The 23,030-nt window shown below is 60.7% G+C and carries 16 protein-coding genes; 4 read left to right on the top strand and 12 right to left on the bottom strand.

Annotated features, from left to right (window positions below; genetic code table 11):
• Positions 1-53 precede the first annotated feature (53 nt).
• The 9 genes from J2Y91_RS11665 to atzF all read right to left on the bottom strand — a co-directional run bounded on the left by J2Y91_RS11665 (position 54) and on the right by atzF (position 15,886).
• The gene (locus J2Y91_RS11665) at positions 54-3,992 is read right to left on the bottom strand and encodes a non-ribosomal peptide synthetase (RefSeq protein ID WP_253538422.1); all 3,939 of its coding nucleotides are present in this window, start codon (positions 3,990-3,992) and stop codon (positions 54-56) included.
• Positions 3,993-4,268: 276 nt separating this feature from the next.
• Entirely contained in the window at positions 4,269-4,967 is a 699-nt protein-coding gene (urtE, locus tag J2Y91_RS11670) for an urea ABC transporter ATP-binding subunit UrtE (RefSeq protein ID WP_133624601.1), read from the bottom strand.
• Position 4,968: 1 nt separating this feature from the next.
• Entirely contained in the window at positions 4,969-5,760 is a 792-nt protein-coding gene (urtD, locus tag J2Y91_RS11675) for an urea ABC transporter ATP-binding protein UrtD (RefSeq protein ID WP_048914766.1), read from the bottom strand.
• The gene (gene urtC, locus J2Y91_RS11680; RefSeq protein ID WP_133624599.1) at positions 5,753-6,829 is read right to left on the bottom strand and encodes an urea ABC transporter permease subunit UrtC; all 1,077 of its coding nucleotides are present in this window, start codon (positions 6,827-6,829) and stop codon (positions 5,753-5,755) included. Before urtC ends, urtD begins: the two co-directional genes overlap by 8 nt.
• Positions 6,829-8,391 (bottom strand): urea ABC transporter permease subunit UrtB, encoded by a 1,563-nt coding sequence (gene urtB / locus J2Y91_RS11685; RefSeq protein ID WP_133624597.1) that lies wholly within the window; start codon positions 8,389-8,391, stop codon positions 6,829-6,831. The genes urtC and urtB overlap by 1 nt, the downstream gene beginning before the upstream one ends.
• Positions 8,392-8,476: 85 nt before the next feature.
• Entirely contained in the window at positions 8,477-9,745 is a 1,269-nt protein-coding gene (gene urtA / locus J2Y91_RS11690; RefSeq protein WP_048914769.1) for an urea ABC transporter substrate-binding protein, read from the bottom strand.
• 27 nt (positions 9,746-9,772) lie between these two features.
• Positions 9,773-10,474, bottom strand: coding sequence for a GntR family transcriptional regulator (locus J2Y91_RS11695; RefSeq protein ID WP_208864895.1), 702 nt, complete (start codon positions 10,472-10,474; stop codon positions 9,773-9,775).
• Positions 10,475-10,476: 2 nt separating this feature from the next.
• Positions 10,477-14,094, bottom strand: coding sequence for an urea carboxylase (gene uca, locus J2Y91_RS11700; RefSeq protein ID WP_133624593.1), 3,618 nt, complete (start codon positions 14,092-14,094; stop codon positions 10,477-10,479).
• Positions 14,087-15,886 carry an allophanate hydrolase gene (atzF, locus tag J2Y91_RS11705; RefSeq protein ID WP_133624591.1) on the bottom strand — a complete coding sequence of 600 codons (1,800 nt, stop codon included), beginning with the start codon at positions 15,884-15,886 and terminating at the stop codon, positions 14,087-14,089. The genes uca and atzF overlap by 8 nt, the downstream gene beginning before the upstream one ends.
• A gap of 1,021 nt (positions 15,887-16,907) precedes the next feature.
• Between atzF and sltY the strand changes: the two genes are divergently transcribed.
• On the top strand, positions 16,908-18,830 hold the full coding sequence (sltY, locus tag J2Y91_RS11710) for a murein transglycosylase (protein WP_133624589.1): 1,923 nt from the start codon (positions 16,908-16,910) through the stop codon (positions 18,828-18,830).
• A gap of 68 nt (positions 18,831-18,898) precedes the next feature.
• Positions 18,899-19,231, top strand: coding sequence for a trp operon repressor (gene trpR, locus J2Y91_RS11715; protein ID WP_048914775.1), 333 nt, complete (start codon positions 18,899-18,901; stop codon positions 19,229-19,231).
• On the opposite strand, the gene yjjX is transcribed toward trpR, so the two are convergent.
• A complete protein-coding gene (yjjX, locus tag J2Y91_RS11720; RefSeq protein WP_048914776.1) occupies positions 19,217-19,762 on the bottom strand; it encodes an inosine/xanthosine triphosphatase in 546 nt (181 codons plus the stop codon). The two genes, trpR and yjjX, sit on opposite strands and share 15 nt — an antisense overlap.
• Positions 19,763-19,812: 50 nt before the next feature.
• Here yjjX and gpmB point away from each other — a divergent pair, with 50 nt between their 5' ends.
• The gene (gene gpmB / locus J2Y91_RS11725) at positions 19,813-20,460 is read left to right on the top strand and encodes a 2,3-diphosphoglycerate-dependent phosphoglycerate mutase GpmB (RefSeq protein ID WP_062818081.1); all 648 of its coding nucleotides are present in this window, start codon (positions 19,813-19,815) and stop codon (positions 20,458-20,460) included.
• Between the two features lie 56 nt (positions 20,461-20,516).
• Here gpmB and robA read toward each other — a convergent pair whose 3' ends face one another.
• On the bottom strand, positions 20,517-21,395 hold the full coding sequence (robA, locus tag J2Y91_RS11730) for an MDR efflux pump AcrAB transcriptional activator RobA (protein ID WP_048914778.1): 879 nt from the start codon (positions 21,393-21,395) through the stop codon (positions 20,517-20,519).
• Positions 21,396-21,601: 206 nt separating this feature from the next.
• Here robA and creA point away from each other — a divergent pair, with 206 nt between their 5' ends.
• Complete coding sequence (gene creA / locus J2Y91_RS11735; protein WP_133624587.1) at positions 21,602-22,078, top strand: protein CreA; 477 nt, start codon at positions 21,602-21,604, stop codon at positions 22,076-22,078.
• 129 nt (positions 22,079-22,207) lie between these two features.
• Here the strand turns inward: creA and arcA are convergent, their stop codons facing one another.
• Entirely contained in the window at positions 22,208-22,924 is a 717-nt protein-coding gene (gene arcA / locus J2Y91_RS11740; RefSeq protein WP_048914780.1) for a two-component system response regulator ArcA, read from the bottom strand.
• Positions 22,925-23,030: the final 106 nt, after the last annotated feature.

A 23,030-nucleotide genomic window follows, 5' to 3' on the forward strand; every position in this document is an offset into this window, starting at 1 on the left:
CATACCTGACCCGCCGCGCAGGAACGCGGATGTTGCATGCCTGACCCGCTGGTTTACGCCGCGCTGCTGCCGATCTTCTGCGCCAGGTTCAGCGCGGCGACGATCGGTTCGTGGCACAGGATAATCGAATGGTGATTGGCCGCCAGCGGGATCACCTGCAGCTGCGGGCAGACTTTACCTAGGCCATTATCGCTCAGCGCCAGCAGTTCCGCGCCGTCGATACCGTCCATGCTCAGGTCGGCAAACTCGGTGGCTTTAAACAGCGTCACCCGGCTGTGGCGCAGCGGGGCGCTCAGCGGCTGGTTGTTCATCGACAGTTCAAGCTGCTCAATGCGCAGCGCGCGTTCGGCCGCTTCCCCCTCGATGCCGATCATCGCCAGCAGTGGCGCCAGCATGCCCGCCACAATGCGCTGCTGAATGTCGGTCTGGTACAGGCTGTCGAGCAGGCAGAGATGGATATCGCGATAGCCGCGCTGCTCGAGCTGAGCGGCTATCTCCAGCGCAATCACGCCACCGAGCGACCAGCCCAGCAGCTGCACCGGCTGCTGGCGCGACAGCCCCTGGCTCACCATATGCTGCAGGTAATAGCTGGCGAGCGCCGACAGCGACGGGATAGGCGGCTGGTGGTACAGATTGTAATTATTGATGCCGATGGCATTGAGCTGGCCGTCAAACGCCTGCGCCAGATCGCGGTAGATCTCACAGCCAACCACCGCCGGATGCACCATCCACAGATTACCTGCTTCAGCGGGCGAGTTCAGGCGCTGGGTGAGCCGGAACTGCGCCGCGGGCTGGTTGAGCTGCTTCAGCAGTTTCTGCATCGGCAGCGGCGCGTCAGCCTGCGCGTTCAGCTCCGCGCATCCGGCGATGGCGCGCGCCTGGGCGCTTAGCGTGCTGTTGGCAAACAGGGTTTTCATCTCCAGCGCGATGCCCGCGCGCTTGAGCTTCACCATCAGCTGGATGGCGTGCAGCGAGTGGCCGCCAAGCGCGAAGAAATCGTCGTCGCAGCCGATGTTCTCCACCTGCAGCAGCTCGCGCCACCACGCTGCCAGCTGGCGTTCACCCGCGCTCTGCGGGGCGCGCCACGCCGTTTCTTCCGCCTGCCACGCAGGCTGCGGCAGTGCTTTGCGGTCCAGCTTACCGTTAGGGGAGAGCGGAAACGCATCCAGCCGCACAAAGGCGCTGGGGATCATATATTCCGGCAGCGCGGCCTGCAGGGTGCTGCGCAGCTTCTCGCGCAGGCCGGGCTGCGGGACGGCAACCAGCCAGGCGATCAGCCGTTTGTCACCCCGGCCGTCGTCGCAGGCCATCACCACCACATCGTCGATGCCGCTAAACCCGGCAATCTGCTGCTCAATCTCGCCCAGCTCAATGCGCAGGCCGTGGATTTTCACCTGGAAATCATTGCGCCCGAGGTACTCAATGCTGCCATCCTCCAGCCAGCGCGCCAGATCGCCGGTTTTATACAGGCGGGCATCGGGGTCGCTGCTGAACGGGTCGGCAATAAAGCGCTCGGCGCTCAGCTGTTCGCGGTTAAGGTAGCCGCGCGCCACCTGCACGCCGCCGATATGCAGCTCGCCGCTGACGCTCGGCGGCAGCGGTTGCAGCTGTGCATCAAGGATATAGAGCTGGGTGTTGGCGACCGGTCTGCCAATCGGCACCAGCCCGCGCGCATCGTCGCGCCGGCAGTGCCAGAAGGAGACATCCACCGCCGCTTCGGTCGGGCCGTACAGATTATGCAGTTCGGCATCCGGCAGCTGCTGGTGGAAGCGCTGCACTGCCGCCAGCGGCAGCGCTTCCCCGCTGCACATCACCTTGCGCAGCGGGCGGCACCGTTCCATGTCGCCGTGGCGAAGAAACAGCTGCAGCATTGAAGGGACGAAGTGCAGGGTCGTGACCTGCTGTGCGGCGATAAGCTGGCTGAGGTAGTCCGGGTCCTGGTGACCCGCCGGCCTGGCGATGGCCAACCGTGCGCCGACCATCAGTGGCCAGAAGAACTCCCACACCGAGACATCAAAGCTAAACGGGGTTTTTTGCAGTACGCAGTCCTGCGGCGTCAGCCGGTACTCCTCCTGCATCCAGCGCAGGCGGTTCATCACCCCGAGGTGTTCGTTCATGACCCCTTTCGGTTTGCCCGTTGAGCCGGAGGTGTAGATAACATAGGCCAGCGAGCGCTGGGGATCGGCGGCCAGCGCGGGCAGATTAGCCTCGCGCTGAGTTTGCCAGCGGGCGGCATCGCGGCTCAGATGCCAGACCGGCAGATCGGCGCCCAGCAGCGGGCGCAGCGCCTGCTCGCCGGCATCGTCGAGCAGCACCAGCGCGGCCCCGCAGTCGCTGAGCATATGGCTGAGGCGATCCGGCGGATAGTCGGGATCGAGCGGTACGTAAGCGCCGCCGGATTTGAGGATCGCCAGCAGCGCCGTCACCATCTCACTGCTGCGGGCGCAGCACAGCGCCACGCGATCGTCAGGGCCAATCCCCGCCTGGCGCAGTTCTGCCGCCAGCCGGTTAGCGCGCTGATTGAGCTGCTGATAGCTGACGCTGCCGCCGTGACCGCACAGCGCAACGGCGCCGGGCGTGCGTGCCGTCTGCTGCTCAAACCCGCGGTGAATGCCTTCCGGCAGCGGCCACTGCTGTTCAGTGCTATTCCACTGGCCGAAGATCTGCTGCTGTTCCTGCGGCAATAGCAGTGGGATCTGCGCCAGCGGCTGCTCTGCGCCGTGGTCGAGCAGATGATCCAGCAGCATCAGCAGGCGGTCGGCGCTGCGCTGCGCATCGGCGGCGCTGAACCAGGCTTCATTGAAGTTAAACTCCAGCAGCGGCGCATCGCCGGGGTGATAGTGGCGCAGATAAAGCGCCAGCGGCATCTGTTCAAAACCGTGATGCAGGGTTTCCACTTTCAGCTGGCTGCCTTCCAGTTCAATATCGGTCGGGAAGACTTCCAGCGAAAAGCTCAGGTCATACAGCTGGCGGCGGCCCTGCTGCCCGAGGCGCAGCTGGCGGTTAAGCTCGGCAATCGGGAAGCGCTGGTGGCGGTAGCAGCAGCGAAGTTCGGCGGCAATCTGGCTCATCAGGGCGCTGAATGGCTGGCTGAGGTCAACGCTGAGTGCCACCGGGATCATCGAAGAGAACATGCCAAGCGTACGCTTGTGCTGAGCGCCGCTGCGGTTATGGACCGGCACGCCGAGCGTCAGCTGTTCAACCTGCCACAGGCGGCTGTACCAGCAGGCCAGCAGCGCGGTCATCAGGTGCATCGGCGAACAGCCGTGTGCGGCGGCCAGGGCGCACAGGCGCTGATAGCGCTCCAGCGGAAGAGGGCGGTTAATCTGCTGGCTGGGCCACGCCTGGCCTGGGTCAAAGCCGGCGCGCCGCTCCATTCCCGGCTGGGCATGCTCAGCAAAGCGCGTCAGCCAGAAGGCGCGGTCGCGTTCATAGCGTGTGGACTGCAAATAGGCGCAGTCGTTAGCGATAAAGTCACGATAGCCGAAAATCTGCTGGTGGGCTGCTAACTGACCGCTTTTCAGCTGTTTGTAGCGATCCATAATCATGCCGCTCAGCAGAGAGACGGAAGTCCCGTCGGCGATAATATGGTGGGCATTAATCAACCACAAGGCAGTTGTCGCCGTGGTTTTAATAAATACGCAGCGCCAGAGTAATTCTTCATACAGTTTAAAAGGTTGATTAAATTTATCCTTTAGGTATTCGCGGGCTTTTTTTTCGGCGTCGTTATCCTGACTAAAGTCGTGGTATTCGAGAGTGAAGTCTTGATTCGATACGGTCGTCTGAATAATACCGCCTTCACTCTCTTTTAAGGTTAATTTCAGTGCATCATGTTGGGCGAGAGTTTCATTTATTGCCTGATTTAACAGGGTGATATCAACCTCTCTTTCAATGCGCCACAGCGCGCCAACGTTGTAGCAGGGGGTGGATGGTGTTAATAACTGATCGAGCCAGACGGCTTGCTGCACGCTGGTTAGCGGATAAATAGCCACGTGAGTACCTCCATTAAAGGATCGGTAAATTTGATTTCATGACAATACAGGAAAGTAGTATATGAATATTTCCAAAATATGAAATGAAATTAAATTTATTTCTTTATGAAGAATATTCAGTAACGGCAGGGAATTATAATATTGCGGGCGGAGATATAAATCTATTAATGAGATGGGAATTTATTTAATTGGGATTATTAACATGATTTTTTTAAAGGCCGATCGAGACATCCGTAGGGGCCGACCCTCTTTTTCGGTCGGCCCGCCGTATCAAAATCAAATCGCTACTAACCCGCGCACCCCGTCGCTTTCCATCTCCTTGCCGAGGCCGCGCTGGACGATCTCACCGCGCGACATCACCAGATAGCTGTCGGCCAGCTCGGCGGCAAAGTCGTAAAACTGTTCAACCAGCAGGATCGCCATATCGCCGCGTGCGGCCAGCTGGCGGATCACCGCGCCGATCTCCTTGATCACCGACGGCTGGATCCCTTCCGTCGGTTCGTCGAGGATCAGCAGCTGCGGCCTGCAGGCCAGCGCGCGGCCAATGGCTAACTGCTGCTGCTGGCCACCGGAGAGATCGCCGCCGCGCCGCTGCTTCATCTGCCACAGTACCGGAAACAGCTGCCAGATCTCCTCCGGCACCTGACGCGCCTGGCTGCCGGAAAAACGTGCCAGCCCCATGAGCAGATTCTCCTCTACCGTCAGGCGCGGGAAGATCTCGCGCCCCTGCGGCACGTAGGCGATGCCCGCCTGCACGCGCTGGTGCGGCTTGCGCCCGTTGATTGGCTTATCCTGCCAGCTGATGGTGCCGGACTTCGCCGGGATCAGCCCCATCAGGCATTTAAGCAGCGTGGTTTTCCCTACGCCGTTGCGCCCCAGCAGGCAGGTGATCTCACCCGCTTTAACCTCAAACGACAGGCCGCGCAGAATGTGGCTGCCGCCATAATATTGATTTAGTTCAGTAACCTGTAACATATCAGCGCCCCAGATAAACTTCGATAACCTGCTCGTTGGCCTGCACCTCGCGCAGCGATCCTTCCGCCAGCACCTGGCCCTGATGCAGCACCGTCACGTGGTCGGCGATGGTTTCGACAAAGCCCATATCGTGCTCAACCACCATCAGCGAATGCTTGCCGGCCAGCGAGCGGAACAGCTCGGCGGTGTATTCGGTTTCGGCATCCGTCATGCCTGCCGCCGGTTCATCCAGCAGCAGCAGGTGCGGGTCCTGCACCAGCAGCATGCCGATTTCCAGAAACTGCTTCTGCCCGTGCGACAGCAGCCCGGCGGGGCGCTGACGTTCCGCCCCGAGGCGCAGCAGCTTCAGCACCTCATCAATGCGGTCCTGCTGCTCGCCGTTAAGCTTTGCCCGCAGGCAGGCCCATACCGACTTATCGGTTTTCAGCGCGATCTCCAGATTTTCAAACACCGTCAGCGCGGCAAACACCGTTGGTTTCTGGAACTTGCGCCCGATGCCGATGCGTGCGATCTCGACAGGGGAAAGCGTGGTCAGGTCAGTGCTCTGGTCGTAGAACACCCGGCCATTGTCCGGGCGGGTTTTGCCGGTTATCACATCCATCAGGGTGGTTTTTCCCGCGCCGTTGGGGCCGATTACGCAGCGCAGTTCACCGACGCCAATCTGAAGTGACAGGTCGGTCAGCGCTTTAAAACCGTCAAACGAGACGTTGATTTTTTCCAGCTGGAGCACCGGGTCGGTCTGCTGGCGATGGCGGTCTGCCGGGTGTGGCTGGGTAAACAGGGGTTCAGTCATGCTTCCTCCGGCGCAGCAGGCCAATCACGCCACGCGGCAGGAACAGCGTGACGAGGATAAACATCAGGCCTAAGAAGAACAGCCAGTATTCCGGGAAGGCGACGGTGAACCAGCTTTTCGCGCCGTTGACGATCCCGGCTCCGAGCAGCGGACCGATCAGCGTGCCGCGCCCGCCGAGCGCCACCCAAATGGCAGCCTCAATCGAGTTGGTAGGCGACATTTCGCCGGGGTTGATAATCCCCACCTGCGGCACGTACAGCGCGCCCGCCAGCCCGCACAGCACGGCGGAGAGCGTCCAGACAAACAGTTTGAAGCCTTTCGGATCGTAGCCGCAAAACATCAGGCGATTTTCGGCATCGCGCACTGCCGTCAGCACGCGGCCAAACTTGCTGCGTGCCAGGGCAAAACCGACGGCGAGACTGGCTGCCAGCAGCAGCACGCTGGCGACAAACAGCCCGACGCGGGTGCGGGTGGCGGTGACAGGGAAGCCAAGCAGCGTAGTGAAGCCGGTGAAGCCGTTATTGCCGCCAAAGCCGGTTTCGTTGCGGAAGAACAGCAGCATCCCGGCGTAGGTCAGCGCCTGGGTCATAATCGAGAAGTAGACGCCTTTGATTTTCGAGCGAAAGGCGAACCAGCCGAACACCAGCGCCAGCATCCCCGGCACCAGCACAATCAGGCACAGCGCCCAGGCAAAATGCTGCGTTCCCGCCCAGAACCACGGCAGCTCGTTCCACGACAGGAAGGACATAAACGCTGGCAGGCCATCCCCCGCTGCCTGGCGCATCAGATACATGCCCATCGCATAGCCGCCGAGGGCAAAGAACAGCCCGTGGCCAAGCGACAGCAGCCCTGCGTAGCCCCACACCAGGTCGAGCGCCACCGCGACAATGGCATAGCAAAGGATCTTGCCGATCAGCGTCAGCGTATAGGTGGAGATCGCCAGCGGATTATCTGCCGGTAGCAGGGCGAGAAACGGCAGCAGCAGCAGGGCGAGCAGCAGCAGCGCGCCAAGGCTGAGCGTCAGGCGCGGCGCTTTCTGCGCCACGGTAAGCGTTATCGGTTGCGTCATCAGTCAATCACCCTGCCTTTTAAGGCGAACAGCCCCTGCGGTCGCTTCTGAATAAACAGTACGATGAGCACGAGGATCAGGATTTTGCCGAGTACCGCACCAATCTGCGGCTCCAGCACCTTGTTGAGAATACCCAGGCCCAGCGCGGCGACCACGGTGCCCGCCAGCTGGCCGACGCCGCCGGTGACCACCACCAGGAAGGAGTCGATGATATAGCCCTGTCCCAGCTCCGGGCCGACGTTGCCAAGCTGCGACAGCGCCACGCCGCCCAGCCCGGCAATGCCGGACCCGAGGCCGAACGCCAGCATATCCACGCGTCCGGTCGGCACGCCGCAGCAGTCGGCCATCGCGCGGTTCTGCGTCACCGCACGCACGTTCATCCCGAGGCGGGTTTTATTCAGCAGCAGCCAGGTGAGCACCAGCACGCCGATAACAAACAGGATCACCGCCAGGCGGTTGTACGGCAGCACCAGGTTTGGCAGCACCTGTAAGCCACCGGAGAGCCACGGCGGGTTAGCGACCTCAAGATTCTGCGAGCCGAACAGCACGCGCACCAGCTGGATCAGCATCAGGCTGATGCCCCAGGTCGCCAGCAGGGTTTCCAGCGGGCGGCCATACAGGTGGCGAATGATGGTGCGCTCCAGCGCCATGCCGACGGCGGCGGTGATAAAGAACGCCACCGGCAGCGCCAGCAGCGGATAAAACGCCAGCCACTCCGGGGCGAAACGCTGGAACAGGCTCTGTACCATCCAGGTGGCGTAGGCGCCGATCATCAGCATCTCGCCGTGCGCCATATTGATCACCCCGAGCAGGCCGTAGGTGATCGCCAGGCCAAGCGCCGCCAGCAGCAGCACCGATCCGAGCGACAGGCCGGTGAAGGCCTGGCCGAGCAGGTCGCCGAGCAGCAGGCGATGGCGGATCTGTTTCAGGCTGTCGGCGGCGGCGGCACGCACGCTGGCATCGGCTTCGACGCTGGGTTGCAGCAGGCGTTCGAGGCTGGCCTGCGTCTGCGGATCGCTGGTTTCGCCCAGCAGCTTCACCGCTTCGAGGCGTACCTGCGGGTTAGCGTCGGCCAGCTGCAGCCCGGCAACGGCCTGCGCCAGCACCGCCTGCACCCGGCTGTCCGGTTCGGCGGCCAGCCGCTGTTTCAGCAGCGGCAGCTGATCGGCCTGCGCATCATTTTGCAGCGTGCGCGCCGCGCTGAGGCGCTGGGCGCTATCCGGGCTAACCAGCTGGTGGGCGGCGAGGGTGGTGGCGATCATTACCCTTAGCCGGTTGTTCATAAACAGTTTTTTGGTGCTGCCAGCGGGCGCATTGCTGCCTTCCAGCGGCGTCAGCTGGCCATTAATCTGGCTGAAGGGGTGTTTATTGTCGTCCAGCACGACACGCTCCTGGCGCAGAGCCTGCAGCAGCGGCAGGCGTGCGGCATCCGGTGCGGCGGCCCACTGCTGCAGAAGTTTCAGCCGATCGCTGCGGCTGGCGGCGGCAAAATCGGCGGCCGGTCCGGCCTGAGCAAGCCACGGCAGGCTGAGCAGCAGTAACAGCAGGAATCGCATCATCATATTTTGCTCCGGGAGTGGGCGGGGCATGCCCCGCCCCTACAATTTGACGGCGGGGTATGCCCCGCCCCTACAATTTGACGGCGGATTAATTGCTGGTTTTTACCGGGCTATCCGGCTTTTTATCGTTGCCGGCGATATACGGGCTCCACGGCTGGGCGCGCACCGGTTTGTCGGTCTGCCAGACCACGTTGAACTGGCCGTTATCTTCGATCTCGCCAATCATCACCGGCTTGTGCAGGTGGTGGTTGGTCTGATCCATGGTCAGGGTGAAGCCGTCCGGCGCGGCAAAGGTCTGCCCGGCCATCGCCGCACGCACTTTATCCACGTCGGTGGTGCCCGCTTTTTCGACCGCCTGCGCCCACATATGGATGCCGACATAGGTGGCTTCCATTGGGTCGTTGGTCACCACGGTATCGGCGTTCGGCAGCTTGTGCGCTTTGGCGTAAGCACGGTAGGCAGCGACGAACTGCTTGTTGGTTGGGTTATCCACCGACTCGAAGTAGTTCCACGCGGCGAGGTTGCCGACCAGCGGTTTAGTGTCGATGCCGCGCAGCTCCTCTTCGCCCACCGAGAAGGCGACGACCGGAACATCGGTGGCTTTGATGCCCTGGTTAGCCAGCTCTTTATAGAACGGCACGTTGGAGTCACCGTTGATGGTGGAGACCACCGCCGTTTTACCGCCCGCCGAGAATTTCTTAATGTTGGCGACGATAGTCTGATAGTCGCTGTAGCCAAACGGCGTATAGACCTCTTCGATGTCGCTATCCTTCACGCCTTTTGAGTGCAGGAAGGCGCGCAGGATTTTGTTGGTGGTGCGCGGGTAGACGTAGTCAGTGCCGAGCAGGAAGAAGCGCTTAGCGGAACCGCCATCCTCGCTCATCAGATATTCCACCGCCGGGATCGCCTGCTGGTTTGGCGCGGCGCCGGTGTAGAACACGTTGGGCGACATCTCTTCGCCTTCATACTGCACTGGGTAGAACAGCAGGCCGTTCAGCTCCTCAAACACCGGCAGCACGGACTTGCGCGACACCGAGGTCCAGCAGCCGAACACCACGGCGGCTTTATCCTGAGTCAGCAGCTGGCGCGCCTTTTCGGCAAACAGTGGCCAGTTAGAAGCCGGGTCAACCACCACCGGCTCCAGTTTTTTCCCCAGCACGCCGCCTTTGGCGTTGATCTCATCAATGGTCATCAGCGCCACATCCTTCAGCGGTGATTCGGAAATCGCCATAGTGCCGGACAGGGAATGCATAATCCCCACTTTGATGGTGTCAGCCGCCTGCACGCTCCACGACAGACCCATTGCCACAACGCTGGCAGACAGCGCGAATGCCTTGATCAACGAACGTCTCTTCATCAGTAAACCCCTAAAAGTAGTGAAAGATTATGTGGGTGAAACAGGGTGTAGCCTTGCCTGCTGTAACATATGGAGAGTGATTTTTCTGACCTCGGCCCGACTGACGGCAATGTGATCGGTCAGGATGCGCTGAGCCTCCTCGCTGTGCTGATGCAATATCGCGCGTAAAATGCGCGCGTGTTCGTGATAGGTGGCGCTAATGCGATCCGCGCGGGTGAAGTCGAGGCGGCGAATAATGCGGATTTTCTCCGTCAGTTCGGCGTGAATACGCGCCATTTCGCTGTTGCCTGCGCTGGCGACCAGCGCCAGATGAAACGCCTCGTCGTGCAGCGACACGGCGTTGCCGTCTGCCAAAGGCGCTTCGTCGATCCAGAAGCAGGTCAGCCGGGTCAGCAGCTGGGCGCAGTCAGCGCCAGGCAGGCGGCACAGGCGTTTCACCGCTTCGCACTCCAGCACGATGCGCAGGTCGTACAGCTCTTCGAAGTAGGCGAAGTCGAACTGCCGCACCTGCCAGCCGCTGCGGAACCACACCTCGACATAGCCTTCGCGCTCCAGGCGAAACAGGGCCTGGCGCACCGGCGTGCGGCTGACCTCCATGCGCTCCGCCACTTCGCTTTCGCTGAAGCGGTCGCCCGGCATCAGGCGAAAGTCGAAGATGTCGTTTTTCAGCTGCTGGTAAACGCGATCGGCCAGCGCTTCCGGCCGATCTTTACTGCGTTTGGCCTCCATGACTATTCCAGCCATAGCAGGGCATCGCCGGGGCTGACCGGGCGGCCTGGCTGGCAGCCGATGCGCTTCACGCGCCCGGCCTGTGGGGCGTTGATCGCCAGCTCCATTTTCATCGCTTCTACGATGATCAATGGCTGCCCGGCTGCCACTTCGTCGCCCGGCTGCACCAGCACTTTCCAGATATTGCCGTTCATGTCGGCGCTGACCTGCAGCGCGCCGTCATCCTCTGGCGCCGGGCACAGCGTCTCTTCGCTGGTCACCGGAGCGCCTTCCTCCTCCTGCGCCCACAGCGCCACTTCGGTCTCAAAGGCGCTGGCCTGCCTGCGGCGGAATTCAGCGATAGAGTGCGCATTTTCGTTAAGAAACTGCGTATGTTCGGCGAAATCAAACAGCGACGGCTCGATGCGAATGGTGGCGCGCCCCTCGCGGAAGTCGTCGCGCAGCACGTCCAGCTCGGCTTCGCTCACCGGGTAGAAACGGACCTGGTCGAAGAAGCGCAGCAGCCACGGCTCGCTGGCGGCGAACTGTTCGTTCTTAAGGAACTTGTTCCAGATTGGCAGCGTGCGCCCGACCAGCTGGTAGCCGCCCGGTGAGTCCATGCCGTAGATGCACATGTACATGCCGCCGATGCCGACGGTACCTTCGGCGGTAAAGGTGCGCGCCGGGTTGTATTTCGAGCTCAGCAGGCGGTGGCGCGGGTCGATCGGCACGGCGCACGGTGCGCCGAGGTAAACGTCGCCGAGGCCGAGGATCAGGTAGCTGGCATCAAAAAGGGTGCTGCTGACCTCTTCACGGCTGCTGAGGCCGTTAATACGCTGGATGAAATCAACGTTGTTGGGCAGCCACGGCGCGCTGGCGCGCACGGTTTCGGCATAGCGCTCAACCGCGCCCAGCGTGGCGCTATCCTCAAAGGCCATCGGCAGGTGAACGATGCGCGACGGCACTTTCATCTGCGTGACGTCGCCGAGATTTTTTTCCAGCTGAAGCAGCAGGGTCATCAGCTGTTTCTGGCTGAGGATCTGGCTGTCGTAGCGAATTTGCAGCGAGCGCACGCCCGGAGACAGCTCCTCCACCCCCGGCTGGCCGGACTCGCGCAGCGCGGTCATCAGCAGGTGAACGCGCAGGCGCAGCGCCAGATCCAGCACGTTGTCGCCATACTCCAGCAGGATGTAGTTGTCGCCCGCCTGGCGATAAATCGCGGTTGGCGTGCTGGTAGTGGCTTTGATCGCCGCCAGAACCGTGGCCGAGCCCTGTGCGGTTTGCGCCAGTGACGGCACGGCAAAGGGGGCGCAGTGCAGGGCGCTCAGGCTGTCGACGCTGCGGTCCTGCGCCTGCTCCAGCGCGTGCGCCTCGTCGAAACCGATCGGATGGAAGCGGATGCGGTCACCCGGTTTCACCTGGCCAACCTTCCACAGCTCGGCTTTGGCGATGGTCACCGGGCAGACGAAGCCGCCGAGGCTCGGTCCGTCACGGGTGAGGATCACCGGGAAGTCGCCGGTAAAGTTGACCGCACCGATGGCGTATTCACAGTCGTGGACGTTGGACGGATGCAGACCGGCTTCGCCGCCGTTGGCGCGTGCCCACCCCGGTTTTGGGCCGACTAAGCGCACCCCGAGGCGGTTTGAGTTGTAGTGCACCTGCCACTCGGCGGCGAAGAACTCGTCAATCGACTGCTGGGTGAAGAAGTCCGGGGCGCCGTGCGGGCCGTACAGCACGCCGATGCGCCACTCGTCGCCATACACAGGCTGCTGCGCCGGGGCCAGCGCGGCGGGTTCAGTCTGCGGGGCGGGCGTGGTGCAGGCGGCCAGCTCAGGCTGGGAGATCGCCAGCATATCGGCGACGCGCAGGGTGCGCCCGGCGTGGCCGCCAAACTGACCCAGGGCGAAGGTCGAGCGGCTGCAGAGGTATTCCGGCACGTCGAAACCGTTGCGCACCGCCAGATAGGTGCGGCAACCCTGCTGAGCACGGCCGAGGGTCAGCGTCTGCCCGGCTTTAACCTTTAGCGGCTGCCAGTACGCCACTTCTTCGCCGTCCAGCGCTGCCGGGCAGGCGGCACCGGTCAGGGCAATCAGCGCGTCGCTGTGAAAACGCAGGGTTGGCCCCTGAAGAGTGAACTCCAGCCCGGCGGCCTCTTTGGCATTGCCGACGATGCGGTTGGCCAGGCGAAAAGCGTAATCATCCATCGGGCCGGACGGCGGCACGCCGATGTCCCAGTAGCCGAGGCGGCCCGGATAGTCCTGAATGCTGCTCCAGGTGCCGGGCTGGATCACCTCGATCACCGGCGCTTTGGGCGTGAAGCCGTCGAGCAGGCGCGTCCAGACGTTGCCGGTGCGGAAGGCCTCGGTGGCGACGATCTGGCGCAGGTAGTCGAGGTTGGTGGCGATGCCGTGCAGGCGGGTTTCACTGAGCGCCGCCTGCATTTTTTCCAGCGCCGCCGCGCGGCTGTCGGCATGGACAATCAGCTTGGCGATCATCGGATCGTAGAACGGCGAAACTTCGGTGCCGGTACTAATCCAGCTGTCGACGCGCACCCCCTCCGGGAAGCAGACTTCGGTCAATACGCCGGGGCTGGGCTGGAAATTTTTCAGCGGATCTTCAGCGTAAATACGCACTTCGATCGAGGCGCCCTGCGGCATCCGGGCCATCTTCGCCCAGTCCGGCTGTTCCCCGGCGGCGACCTGCAGCATACACTCCACCAGATCCAGCCCGGTCACGCACTCGGTGACCGGGTGCTCCACCTGTAAGCGGGTGTTCACTTCGAGGAAAAAGAATTCGTCGCGCGCCGCGTCATAGATATATTCCACCGTCCCGGCGCTGCGATAGTTGACCAGTTCGCCGAGCTTAACGGCGGATGCCAGCAGGGCAGCGCGGGTGGCGGCAGGCAGGTTCGGCGCTGGGGTCTCTTCCACCACTTTCTGATTACGGCGCTGCAGCGAGCAGTCGCGTTCGCCGAGGGCCACAACCTTGCCTTTACCGTCACCGAAGATCTGTACTTCGACGTGGCGCGCCTGGTCGATGCAGCGCTCCAGAAACACCCCTGCGTCGCTGAAGAACTGTTCGCCGAGGCGGCGCACGCTCTCCCAGGCGCTGATGAGTGCGGCCTCATCCGCGCAGCGCGTCAGGCCGATGCCGCCACCGCCCGCGGTGCTTTTCAGCATCACCGGGTAGCCGATGCGGGTGGCGGCTGCGATGGCATCGTCCAGTGAGGCCAGCAGCGGGGTGCCGGGCGTCATCGGCACGCCAGCGGCGGCGGCCAGCTCGCGCGCGCGGTGCTTGAGGCCAAACTCGCCAATCTGCTGCGCGGTCGGGCCGACAAATTCAATCCCGGCCGCTTCACAGGCGACGGCGAAGGCCAGGCTCTCGGAGAGAAAGCCGTAGCCCGGCCAGATCGCTTCGGCACCGCTCTGTTTGGCGGCGGTGAGGATCTTGTCGATTGCCAGGTAGCTGTCGCTGGCTTTATCCCCGCCGAGGGCGATAGCGATGTCGGCATCTTTGACGTGCTGTGCGTTTTTATCGGCGTCGGAGTAGACCGCCACGCTGGTCACGCCGAGGCGCTTCAGGGTGCGGATGGCGCGGCAGGCAATTTCGCCGCGGTTAGCGATCAGAACAGTGCTAAACATGTGATTTCTCCTCGCGGCTCAGCCAGCGACGCCAGCCGCCGAATTCGGTAATGTCAGTGGCCTGCGTCAGCGCCGCAGGTTCGCAGATAAAGCCTTTCACCGTGCGGCCATCGGCCAGTTCCAGCGTACCGATGCCGAGCGGGGCGGGGATCTCCGCCACGAACTCGCCAAAGCGCGCCAGCGGGATATCCCACAGCTCAACGATAATGGCGCTGCCTGCGCTATCGCGTGCCAGGCCCGGCTTTGGCGGGGTAGTGTTGGCCAGCGCGTACAGGCGGTAGCAGGCGGCGGTGGTGGTCTCTTCAACCCGCACCGCATCGCGGCGCGTCAGCTGGTGGTTGAGCGGCATTCCGCTAAGGTGCGCGCCGACCACCGCCACGCGCACGTGCAGCGCGGAGGCAGGCAGATCGTTGGCGAACGGCAGCGGCCTGCCGGTGGCGCCGAGGCTCAGGGCCTGGCGCTTCTGCCAGCGGCTGCCAAAGGTCGCCAGCGCCCGGTCATACCAGGCTGGGGCGATCAGCGTAATGCCCGCAGGCAGGCCGTCGGCGCGGAACGGGCCCGGCAGCGCAAGGGCTGACAGGTCGGCGAGGTTGGTGAAGTTGGTGTAAGTGCCGAACTGCGAGTTGTAGCGCACCGGCTCCTGCTTCATCTCTTCCAGGGTGTGAATGGTCGGCGAGGTGGGCACCACTAAGGCGTCGAACTGGCTCAGCGTCTGTTGGATCTGACGGGTCAGTTCGGCCCGCAGGTACTCAGCCTTAAAGGCATCCACCGCGCTGTAGCTGTTGCCGCTGGCAACGATGCCATACACCACCGGGTCCATCTCTTCCGGGCGCGACAGCATTTCGCCCACCGCCACGGTGCGCTCTGCCACCCACGGGCCGTAGTAGAGCTGCTCGGCGAGTTGAGTGAAGGGGGTGAAGTCGATCGGATGCAGCGTGGCTCCGCCAGCGATTAATTTGTCCAGGGCGGCCTGCCACGCATCCTGCGCCTGTTGGTCACCGAAGAACTCCGGGCTGGCCGGAATCGCGAAACGCGCCGCTTCCGGCAGCGAGGCCGGGGCAAGGCCTGGGTTAACACGCGAGTAGGCGTCGAGGCTGTCATAACCCCCGGCGCAGCTGGCGGCGAGGAAGGCATCTTCCACCGTCAGGGCAAAAATTGAGAGGGTGTCATTCAGGCGGCAGGCGGGCACCACGCCGGTGGCGGAGAGCCAGCCTTTGGTGGGCTTCAGGCCAACGATATTGTTAAACCCGGCCGGAACGCGCCCGGAGCCGGCCGTGTCGGTGCCAAGGGCGAAGCACACCAGGCCGCGCGCGGTGACGGAGGCAGAGCCAGAGCTGGACCCGCCGCTGACGTAGTCAGGATTAAAGGTGTTACACACCGCGCCAAACGGCGAGCGCGTGCCGACCAGCCCGGTGGCGTATTGATCGAGATTGGTTTTGCCGATGGCAATCGCGCCTGCGGCCTTGAGATTCGCGACTGCCACGGCATCGCTTTCCGCGGTGTAGGTAAATGCCGGGCAGGCGGCGCTGGTCGGCCAGCCGGCAATATCAATATTGTCTTTCACCGCAAAGGGGACGCCAAACAGCGGCAGCGAGGCGGGATCCTGCTGCCAGGCGACCAGCAGCGGTTCCAGCTGCGCACGCAGCTGCGCCTTCGTCGCCAGGTAGAGCCAGGCGTTGTCATCGATAGAGAGCGAGGCCAGCAGCGCCTCCAGCGTGGAGAGCACCTCCTGTGGATGCTGCTGATGGTGCTGCTGCCACTGCTGGAGCGTAAACCCGGTGGTCAAAGCCATATGTTGAATTCCGTCTGGTATACAAGATGGAATTCAACAAAGCAAACGATGTGCCAGTTTTTAATATATTGATTTAAAGCGATATTTTAAAAGTCAGAGTGACCGCATGCACGCTCAGTGCGCAGGCTTTGTACAAAGTTGGGGCAAGGGTTGAACCGTTGCAGGGGGCGACCGCTTTTTTGTGGCGCCCCGTGTCTTCAATGCCGGGTCGATCGAAAAAGAAGATCGACCCCTACAAAGGAATGCGAACGTGCCGAGCGAAAAAATGGCGTAGGGGGCGACCGCTTTTTTTGGTCGCCCCGTGTTTTCAATGCCGGGTCGATCGAAAAAGAGGATCGACCCCTACAATGGAATGCGGGCGTGCCGAGCGAAAAAAATGGCGTAGGGGGCGACCGCTTTTTTTGGTCGCCCCGTGTTTGCAATGCCGGGCCGATCGAAAAAGAGGATCGATCCCTACAATGGAATGCGAACGTGCCGAGCGAAAAAATGGCGTAGGGGGCGACCGCTTTTTTTGGTCGCCCCGTGTTTGCAATACCGGGTCGTTCGAAAAAGAGGATCGACCCCTACAATGGAATGCGAGCGTGCCGAGCGAAAAAATGGCGTAGGGGGCGACCGCTTTTTTTGGTCGCTCCGTGTTTTCAATGCCGGGTCGATCGAAAAAGAAGATCGACCCCTACAATGGAATGCGAGCGGGCCGGGCGAAAAAATGGCGTAGGGGGCGACCGCTTTTTTTGGTCGCCCCGTGTCTTCAAAACCGGGTCGATCGAAAAAGAAGATCGGCCCCTGCAGTGGAATGCGAGCGTGCCGAGCGAAAAAATGGCGTAGGGGTCGACCGCTTTTTTTGGTCGCCCCGTGTTTTCAATGCCGGGTCGATCGAAAAAGAGGATCGACCCCTACAGAGGGGTGGGTGTCATTCCGTAAATATTTGTTCAGTTCATGGCACGTTGGGCCGCTCCTGGTTAGCATGAAGGGGATACATTTCGCGGTTCAGGATAATTAAGGCGGTAACGTGGGGAAAGTCATGGCGGACAAGTGGCAGTTATGGGTAGTAGCGGCGTGCTTAACGGCAGCCACCGGCAGTGCCTGGGCGGATTCACTGGATGAACAGCGTACCCGCTACCTGCAAATTAAGCAGGCGTGGGACAGCAAGCAGATGGATACCGTCGACCAGCTGATGCCGACGCTGCGCGATTATCCGCTCTATCCCTATCTGGAGTATCGCCAGCTGGCGCAGAACCTCGATCAGGAGACCGGGCTGGCGGTGAACGCATTTATCCAACGTTACCCGACGCTGCCGCCGGTGCGCTCGCTCTCCTCACGCTTTGTTAATGAACTGGCCCGCCGCGAAGACTGGCGCGGGCTGCTGGTGTTCAGCCCGCAGGCGCCGAAGCCGGTGGCGGCGCGCTGCAACTGGTATTACGCCAAATGGGCAACCGGCGAGCAGCAGGTGGCCTGGGAGGGAGCCAAGTCGATCTGGCTGACCGGAACCTCGCTGCCCGCTACCTGCGACAAGCTGTTTACCGTCTGGCAGCAGGCCGGGCAGCAAAACCCGATCACCACGCTGGAGCGTATCCGCCTGGCGATGAAGGCGGGCAACTCGAGCCTGGTGAATTTCCTTGCTAAGCAGCTGCCGCAGGATTATCAGACCATTGCCAATGCGGTGATGGATCTGCAAAACAATCCGGGCACCATTGAGAGCTTCGCACGCAGCGTGGGGCCGACCGACTTTACCCGCCAGGCCACGGTGATTGCCTTTGCCAGCGTGGCGCGCAGCGATGTGGAAAATGCGCGCCAGATGATCCCGACGCTGGTGCAGCTGCAAAAGCTCGACGAGCAGCAGGCGCAGGAGCTGAAAGAGACGGTGGCCTGGCGTCTGATGGGCAACGATATCACCAGCGAACAGGCGCGCTGGCGCGACGATGTGGTGATGCGCAGCGATTCAACGTCGCTGATTGAGCGGCGGGTGCGCATGTCGCTCGGCAATAACGATCGCCGCGGTATGAATACCTGGATCGCCCGTCTGCCGGTGGAAGCAAAAGAGAAAGACGAGTGGCAGTACTGGCAGGCCGACCTGCTGCTGGAGCAGGGGCGCAAGGATGAAGCGCAAGGCATTCTGCGCAAGCTGATGCAGGAGCGCGGCTTCTACCCGATGGCCGCTGCGCAAAAGCTGGGCGTGGACTATCCGCTGCAGGTCGATAAAGCCCCGGCGGTCGACAGCAGCCTGACCAGCGGCCCTGAGATTGCCCGCGTGCGCGAGCTGATGTACTGGGGGATGGATAACCTGGCGCGCAGCGAGTGGAGCTACCTGGTCTCCAGCCGCACCACCTCGCAGCAGCAGATGCTGGCCAGCTACGCGCGCCAGCAGAACTGGTGGGATCTCAGCGTGCAGGCGACGATCACCGGCAAACTGTGGAACAGCCTGCAGGAGCGTTTCCCCATCGCCTGGCAGCCGCAGTTTGAACGCAATATCAGCGGCAAGAGCATCCCGATCAGCTATGCCATGGCGATCGCACGCCAGGAGAGCGCCTGGAACCCGAAAGCGCGATCTCCGGTGGGCGCAGCGGGCCTGATGCAGGTGATGCCCGCCACGGCGCAGCACACCGTGACTAAATTTGCTATTCCGGGCTACAGCAACAGCAGCCAGCTGCTGGATGCGGAAACCAATATCCAGATTGGTACGCAGTATCTGGAATCGGTCTATCAGCAGTTTGGTCAGAACCGTATCTTTGCCTCGGCGGCGTACAACGCGGGTCCGTCACGGGTGCGCACCTGGCAGGGCAACAGCGCCGGGCGCATTGACGTGGTGGCGTTTGTCGAGACGATCCCGTTTTCAGAAACCCGTGGCTACGTGAAGAACGTGCTGGCGTATGACGCTTACTACCGCCACTTCCTGAATAAATCCGATAAGCTGTTTGCCGACAGCGAGTGGCAGCAGCGCTACTGATCGCTGCTTCAAGTCTGTAGGTGATGATGATATGCTTCCGTACTAGTTAAATAGTATGGCGGCCTATCATGAACGAACATGCACCCATTCCCGTTACCGCAGAGCCAGCCAATGAAGACTGGCTGCGCTTTGTCACGCTGCTACAGCGCGCCTATCAGGGTGAGCTGCATCTGCCGCTGCTGCAGCTGATGCTGACCCCGGACGAGCGTGAAGCGCTGGGAACCCGGCTACGGATTATTGAAGAGCTGATGCGCGGCAAGATGAGCCAGCGTGAGCTGAAGAATGAGCTGGGTGCGGGGATTGCCACGATTACCCGTGGCTCGAACAGCCTGAAAAGTGCGCCGCCAGCCCTGAAGCAGTGGCTGGAGGCGCAGCTGCTAAATGGCTCAGATAAGGTCTGAGCCATCATCGGCTTTGCGCTGATAGATGTCGTTATGGAACGGGCACAGCGCGAGGATCAGCGCCTGATGGTAAACGCTGGTGCGCGTCAGATGGCCTGCGGTAAACGCCCCGATAGCACCACCTTTGTGCTTAATATTCTCAACACCGGTCAGGCGCGCCATCTCATCACCCAGCTCGCGCCCGGCGTGAATGCCCTTCATCACAATCGCCGGCAGGGTGAAGCTGGCAGAGCGTGATTCACCACGCAGCTTATGGTTTTCTATCACCATCCACGCGAAGGCGCTGTCATCTTCAATACCGGCTTCAATCGCGACCCAAAAGTCGGCTTCTGGTCTGACCTGGCGAGCATTCATCACGCGCTGACGTGCGCCAGTTCGCGTTTCTGTGTTTGTGATCGGCTGTGCGGCCACGCCGCTATCGACCTCGACACCTTCAATATGGCAGGATCCCTCGCCAAATATATCGCTGAACGCTTGAGAAATTGCCTTAATTTTGGCGGGATTGATGGTAGCAGCGACAACATGGTACATAATTGTTTGAACCCTCTACGCAAATTTGTCGCAGTATAACGGAAAAAAGCATGTTACAGGTCTATCTTGTTCGCCACGGAGAAACGCTATGGAATGCGGCTCGTCGCATTCAGGGCCAGTCAGACAGCGCGCTGACTGAAAAAGGAGAGCAGCAGGCTCATCAGGTGGGGGAGCGAGTGAAGCAGCTCGGAATTACCCATGTGATCGCCAGCGATCTGGGCCGTACCCGCCGTACCGCCGAGATCATTGCCGATGCCTGCGGTTGTGAAGTGACACTCGACCCACGCCTGCGTGAGCTGAATATGGGCGTGCTGGAACAGCGCCAGCTGGATTCACTCAGCGCTGAGGAAGAGGGCTGGCGCAAAACGCTGGTGGATGGCACCGTCAATGGCCGCATCCCGCAAGGGGAGTCGATGAGCGAAATGGCGGCGCGCATGCATCAGGCGCTCAATGCCTGCCTCGAACTGCCCGAGGGGAGCCGTCCGCTGATTGTCAGCCACGGCATGGCGCTGGGCGTGCTGCTGAGCACCATTCTGGGGCTGCCAGCGAATGCTGAACGCCGTCTGCGCCTGCGCAACTGTTCCCTCTCTCGGGTTGATCATCAACAGAGCGCGTGGCTGGCTTCTGGCTGGGTGGTGGAAACGGCCGGGGATGTGGCGCATCTTGAACAGACGTCACTCGACGAACTGCAGCGCTAATGGAATGCCTGAGATAAACAGGGCCGCAGTGAGCGGCCCTTTTGACATCTGTCTGCTTAATCCTGATTGTGACGGATCGGGATCAGATATTCACAGCGAATATCGACCGGAGGTTCAGCGCGCTTCTTACCGCCGTGGGTGTAGAAACGCTCAATATCCTGACCGTGGCGACGTGTCAGTTTCAGTGTCGGCATACAGGTTCCGTAGATTTGCAGGACAAACTCCTGAAGACCGCTACGCGGCCCTTCATAGGTAAACTGTACGTAATCCCCGCCTTCCAACATCACCCGCTGAGTGGCATGAAGCTGGCTGGACATCTGATCGGACGTCACGGCGGTGGTATACAGGATCTCCTGCTCATCATCTTTTTCCGCACTCGGTCGCGACTGGTGCAGGCCATACAGCACCGGCGGAACCGTATCGGTCTCAGTCAGGAACTGGCGCCAGAAATGCAGGCGCATCTCATCGCGAAAGCGAGAAATCTGTTCCAGAGTGCAGGTGTAGCTTTGGGTTTGCCCTATCAGCTCGGTTTCCGGCAAACTGACCCACGTAGGTTCAGGCAGTTTGCTATCGCCAAGGCGAATAGGAGGCCGCAGGCCATAGGCATTCCAGTCTGATATCCGGCGATACCAGGCAGGGGTCTGGGTAAACTGTTTCTTGAAGGCCCGGGTGAAGGTCTGCTGGGAATCAAAACGATACTGTAAAGCGATGTCCAGAATTGGCCGGCTGGTCAGGCGTAGTGCCACTGCCGCTTTTGACAGGCGGCGGGCGCGAATATAAGCGCCAATCGCATGACCGGTGACGTCCTTAAACATTCTTTGCAGATGCCATTTTGAATATCCTGCCTTCGCCGCCACGTTATCCAGCGATAACGGTTGGTCCAGGTGGCTCTCCAGCCAGACAAGCAAATCTCGAATGATACCGGCTTGGTCCATAAATCGTCCTCATATTACTCAGTGTTGGTGCAGATAAGCAAAGCCGACGAATATTAGCATTAATTGCAAAGCAAGGTGTTGAATTTTAGCGGTAAGAATCCGCTTAATCACTGCAGGTTAACGACAAATCAAGAAATAGTTATAGGTAGGCGTTTGCGTTTAAGTTAACTTACAATGGCATCTATTTTCTTTGAAATGGTAACGTGATGACAATTAAAAAAGTGTTAGTAGCCGCGTCAGTGATAGCCACATCCTGGGCCGCACAGGCTGAACAGGTGGGTTCTGTGGACACCGTTTTTAAGATATTCGGTCCCGATCATAAAATAGTGGTCGAAGCCTTTGATGACCCTGATGTGAAAAATGTGACCTGCTATATCAGCCGGGCAAAAACCGGCGGAATCAAAGGGGGGCTGGGTTTGGCTGAGGATACCTCTGATGCCGCCATCTCCTGTCAGCAGGTTGGCCCAGTAGAGATCAGCGATAAGATTGCCAAAGGCAAAGCGGAAGGGGAGGTGGTATTCCGTCAGCGGACATCGCTTATTTTCAAGAAGCTGCAAGTTGTGCGTTTTTACGATCGGAAGCGCAACGCGCTGGTCTACCTGAGCTATTCAGACAAGGTTGTCGACGGTTCACCTAAGAATGCACTTAGCGCGGTACCGATTATACCGTGGGGAAATAAATAACGTACCTGACGGGATTGACGCGGGTCGAGCGGACCTTTGATACAGGTCGACCGGACCTTTGATACGGGTCGACCGGAAAAGAAGGTCGACCCCTACGGCAGAATGTCAATTTACAGGTGGCCCCTGCAATTAATCCTGCAAATCGCCGCAGAAGCGGTAACCTTCGCCGTGGATGGTGGCGATGATTTCCGGGGTGTCCGGAGTCGATTCGAAATGCTTACGGATGCGGCGAATCGTCACGTCGACGGTACGGTCGTGCGGTTTCAGCTCGCGGCCGGTCATTTTCTTCAGCAGATCGGCACGGGTCTGGATCTTGCCAGGGTTTTCGCAGAAGTGCAGCATGGCGCGGAATTCGCTACGCGGCAGCTTGTACTGCTCGCCCTGTGGGCTGACCAGTGAACGGCTGTTAATATCCAGCTCCCAGCCGTTAAAGCGGTAGGCTTCAACCAGCTTACGTTCTTCACTCACTGCCGCCAGGTTCATGGTGCGTGACAGCAGGTTGCGTGCGCGAATGGTTAATTCACGCGGATTGAACGGTTTGGTGATGTAATCATCTGCACCGATTTCAAGGCCGAGGATCTTGTCCACCTCATTATCGCGACCGGTGAGGAACATCAGGGCAACATTGGCCTGCTCGCGCAGCTCACGCGCCAGCAACAGGCCATTTTTACCCGGCAGGTTGATGTCCATAATCACCAGATTGACGTCGTTTTCAGTCAGGATCTGGTGCATTTCAGCGCCGTCTGTAGCTTCATAAACCATGTAGCCTTCGGCTTCAAAAATACTTTTGAGCGTATTACGAGTGACTAATTCGTCTTCAACGATAAGTATGTGCGGGGTCTGCATGTGTTCGCTACCTAAAATTGCCAACAATATCGAAACAGGGCATACCGCTGTTGGCGCTGGCAAAACCCAGTGTTCAGAGCCAGAAGCATAACAACAGCAGTACAGA

Source organism: Erwinia aphidicola (genome assembly GCF_024169515.1).
GTDB classification, from domain to species: Bacteria; Pseudomonadota; Gammaproteobacteria; order Enterobacterales; family Enterobacteriaceae; genus Erwinia; species Erwinia aphidicola.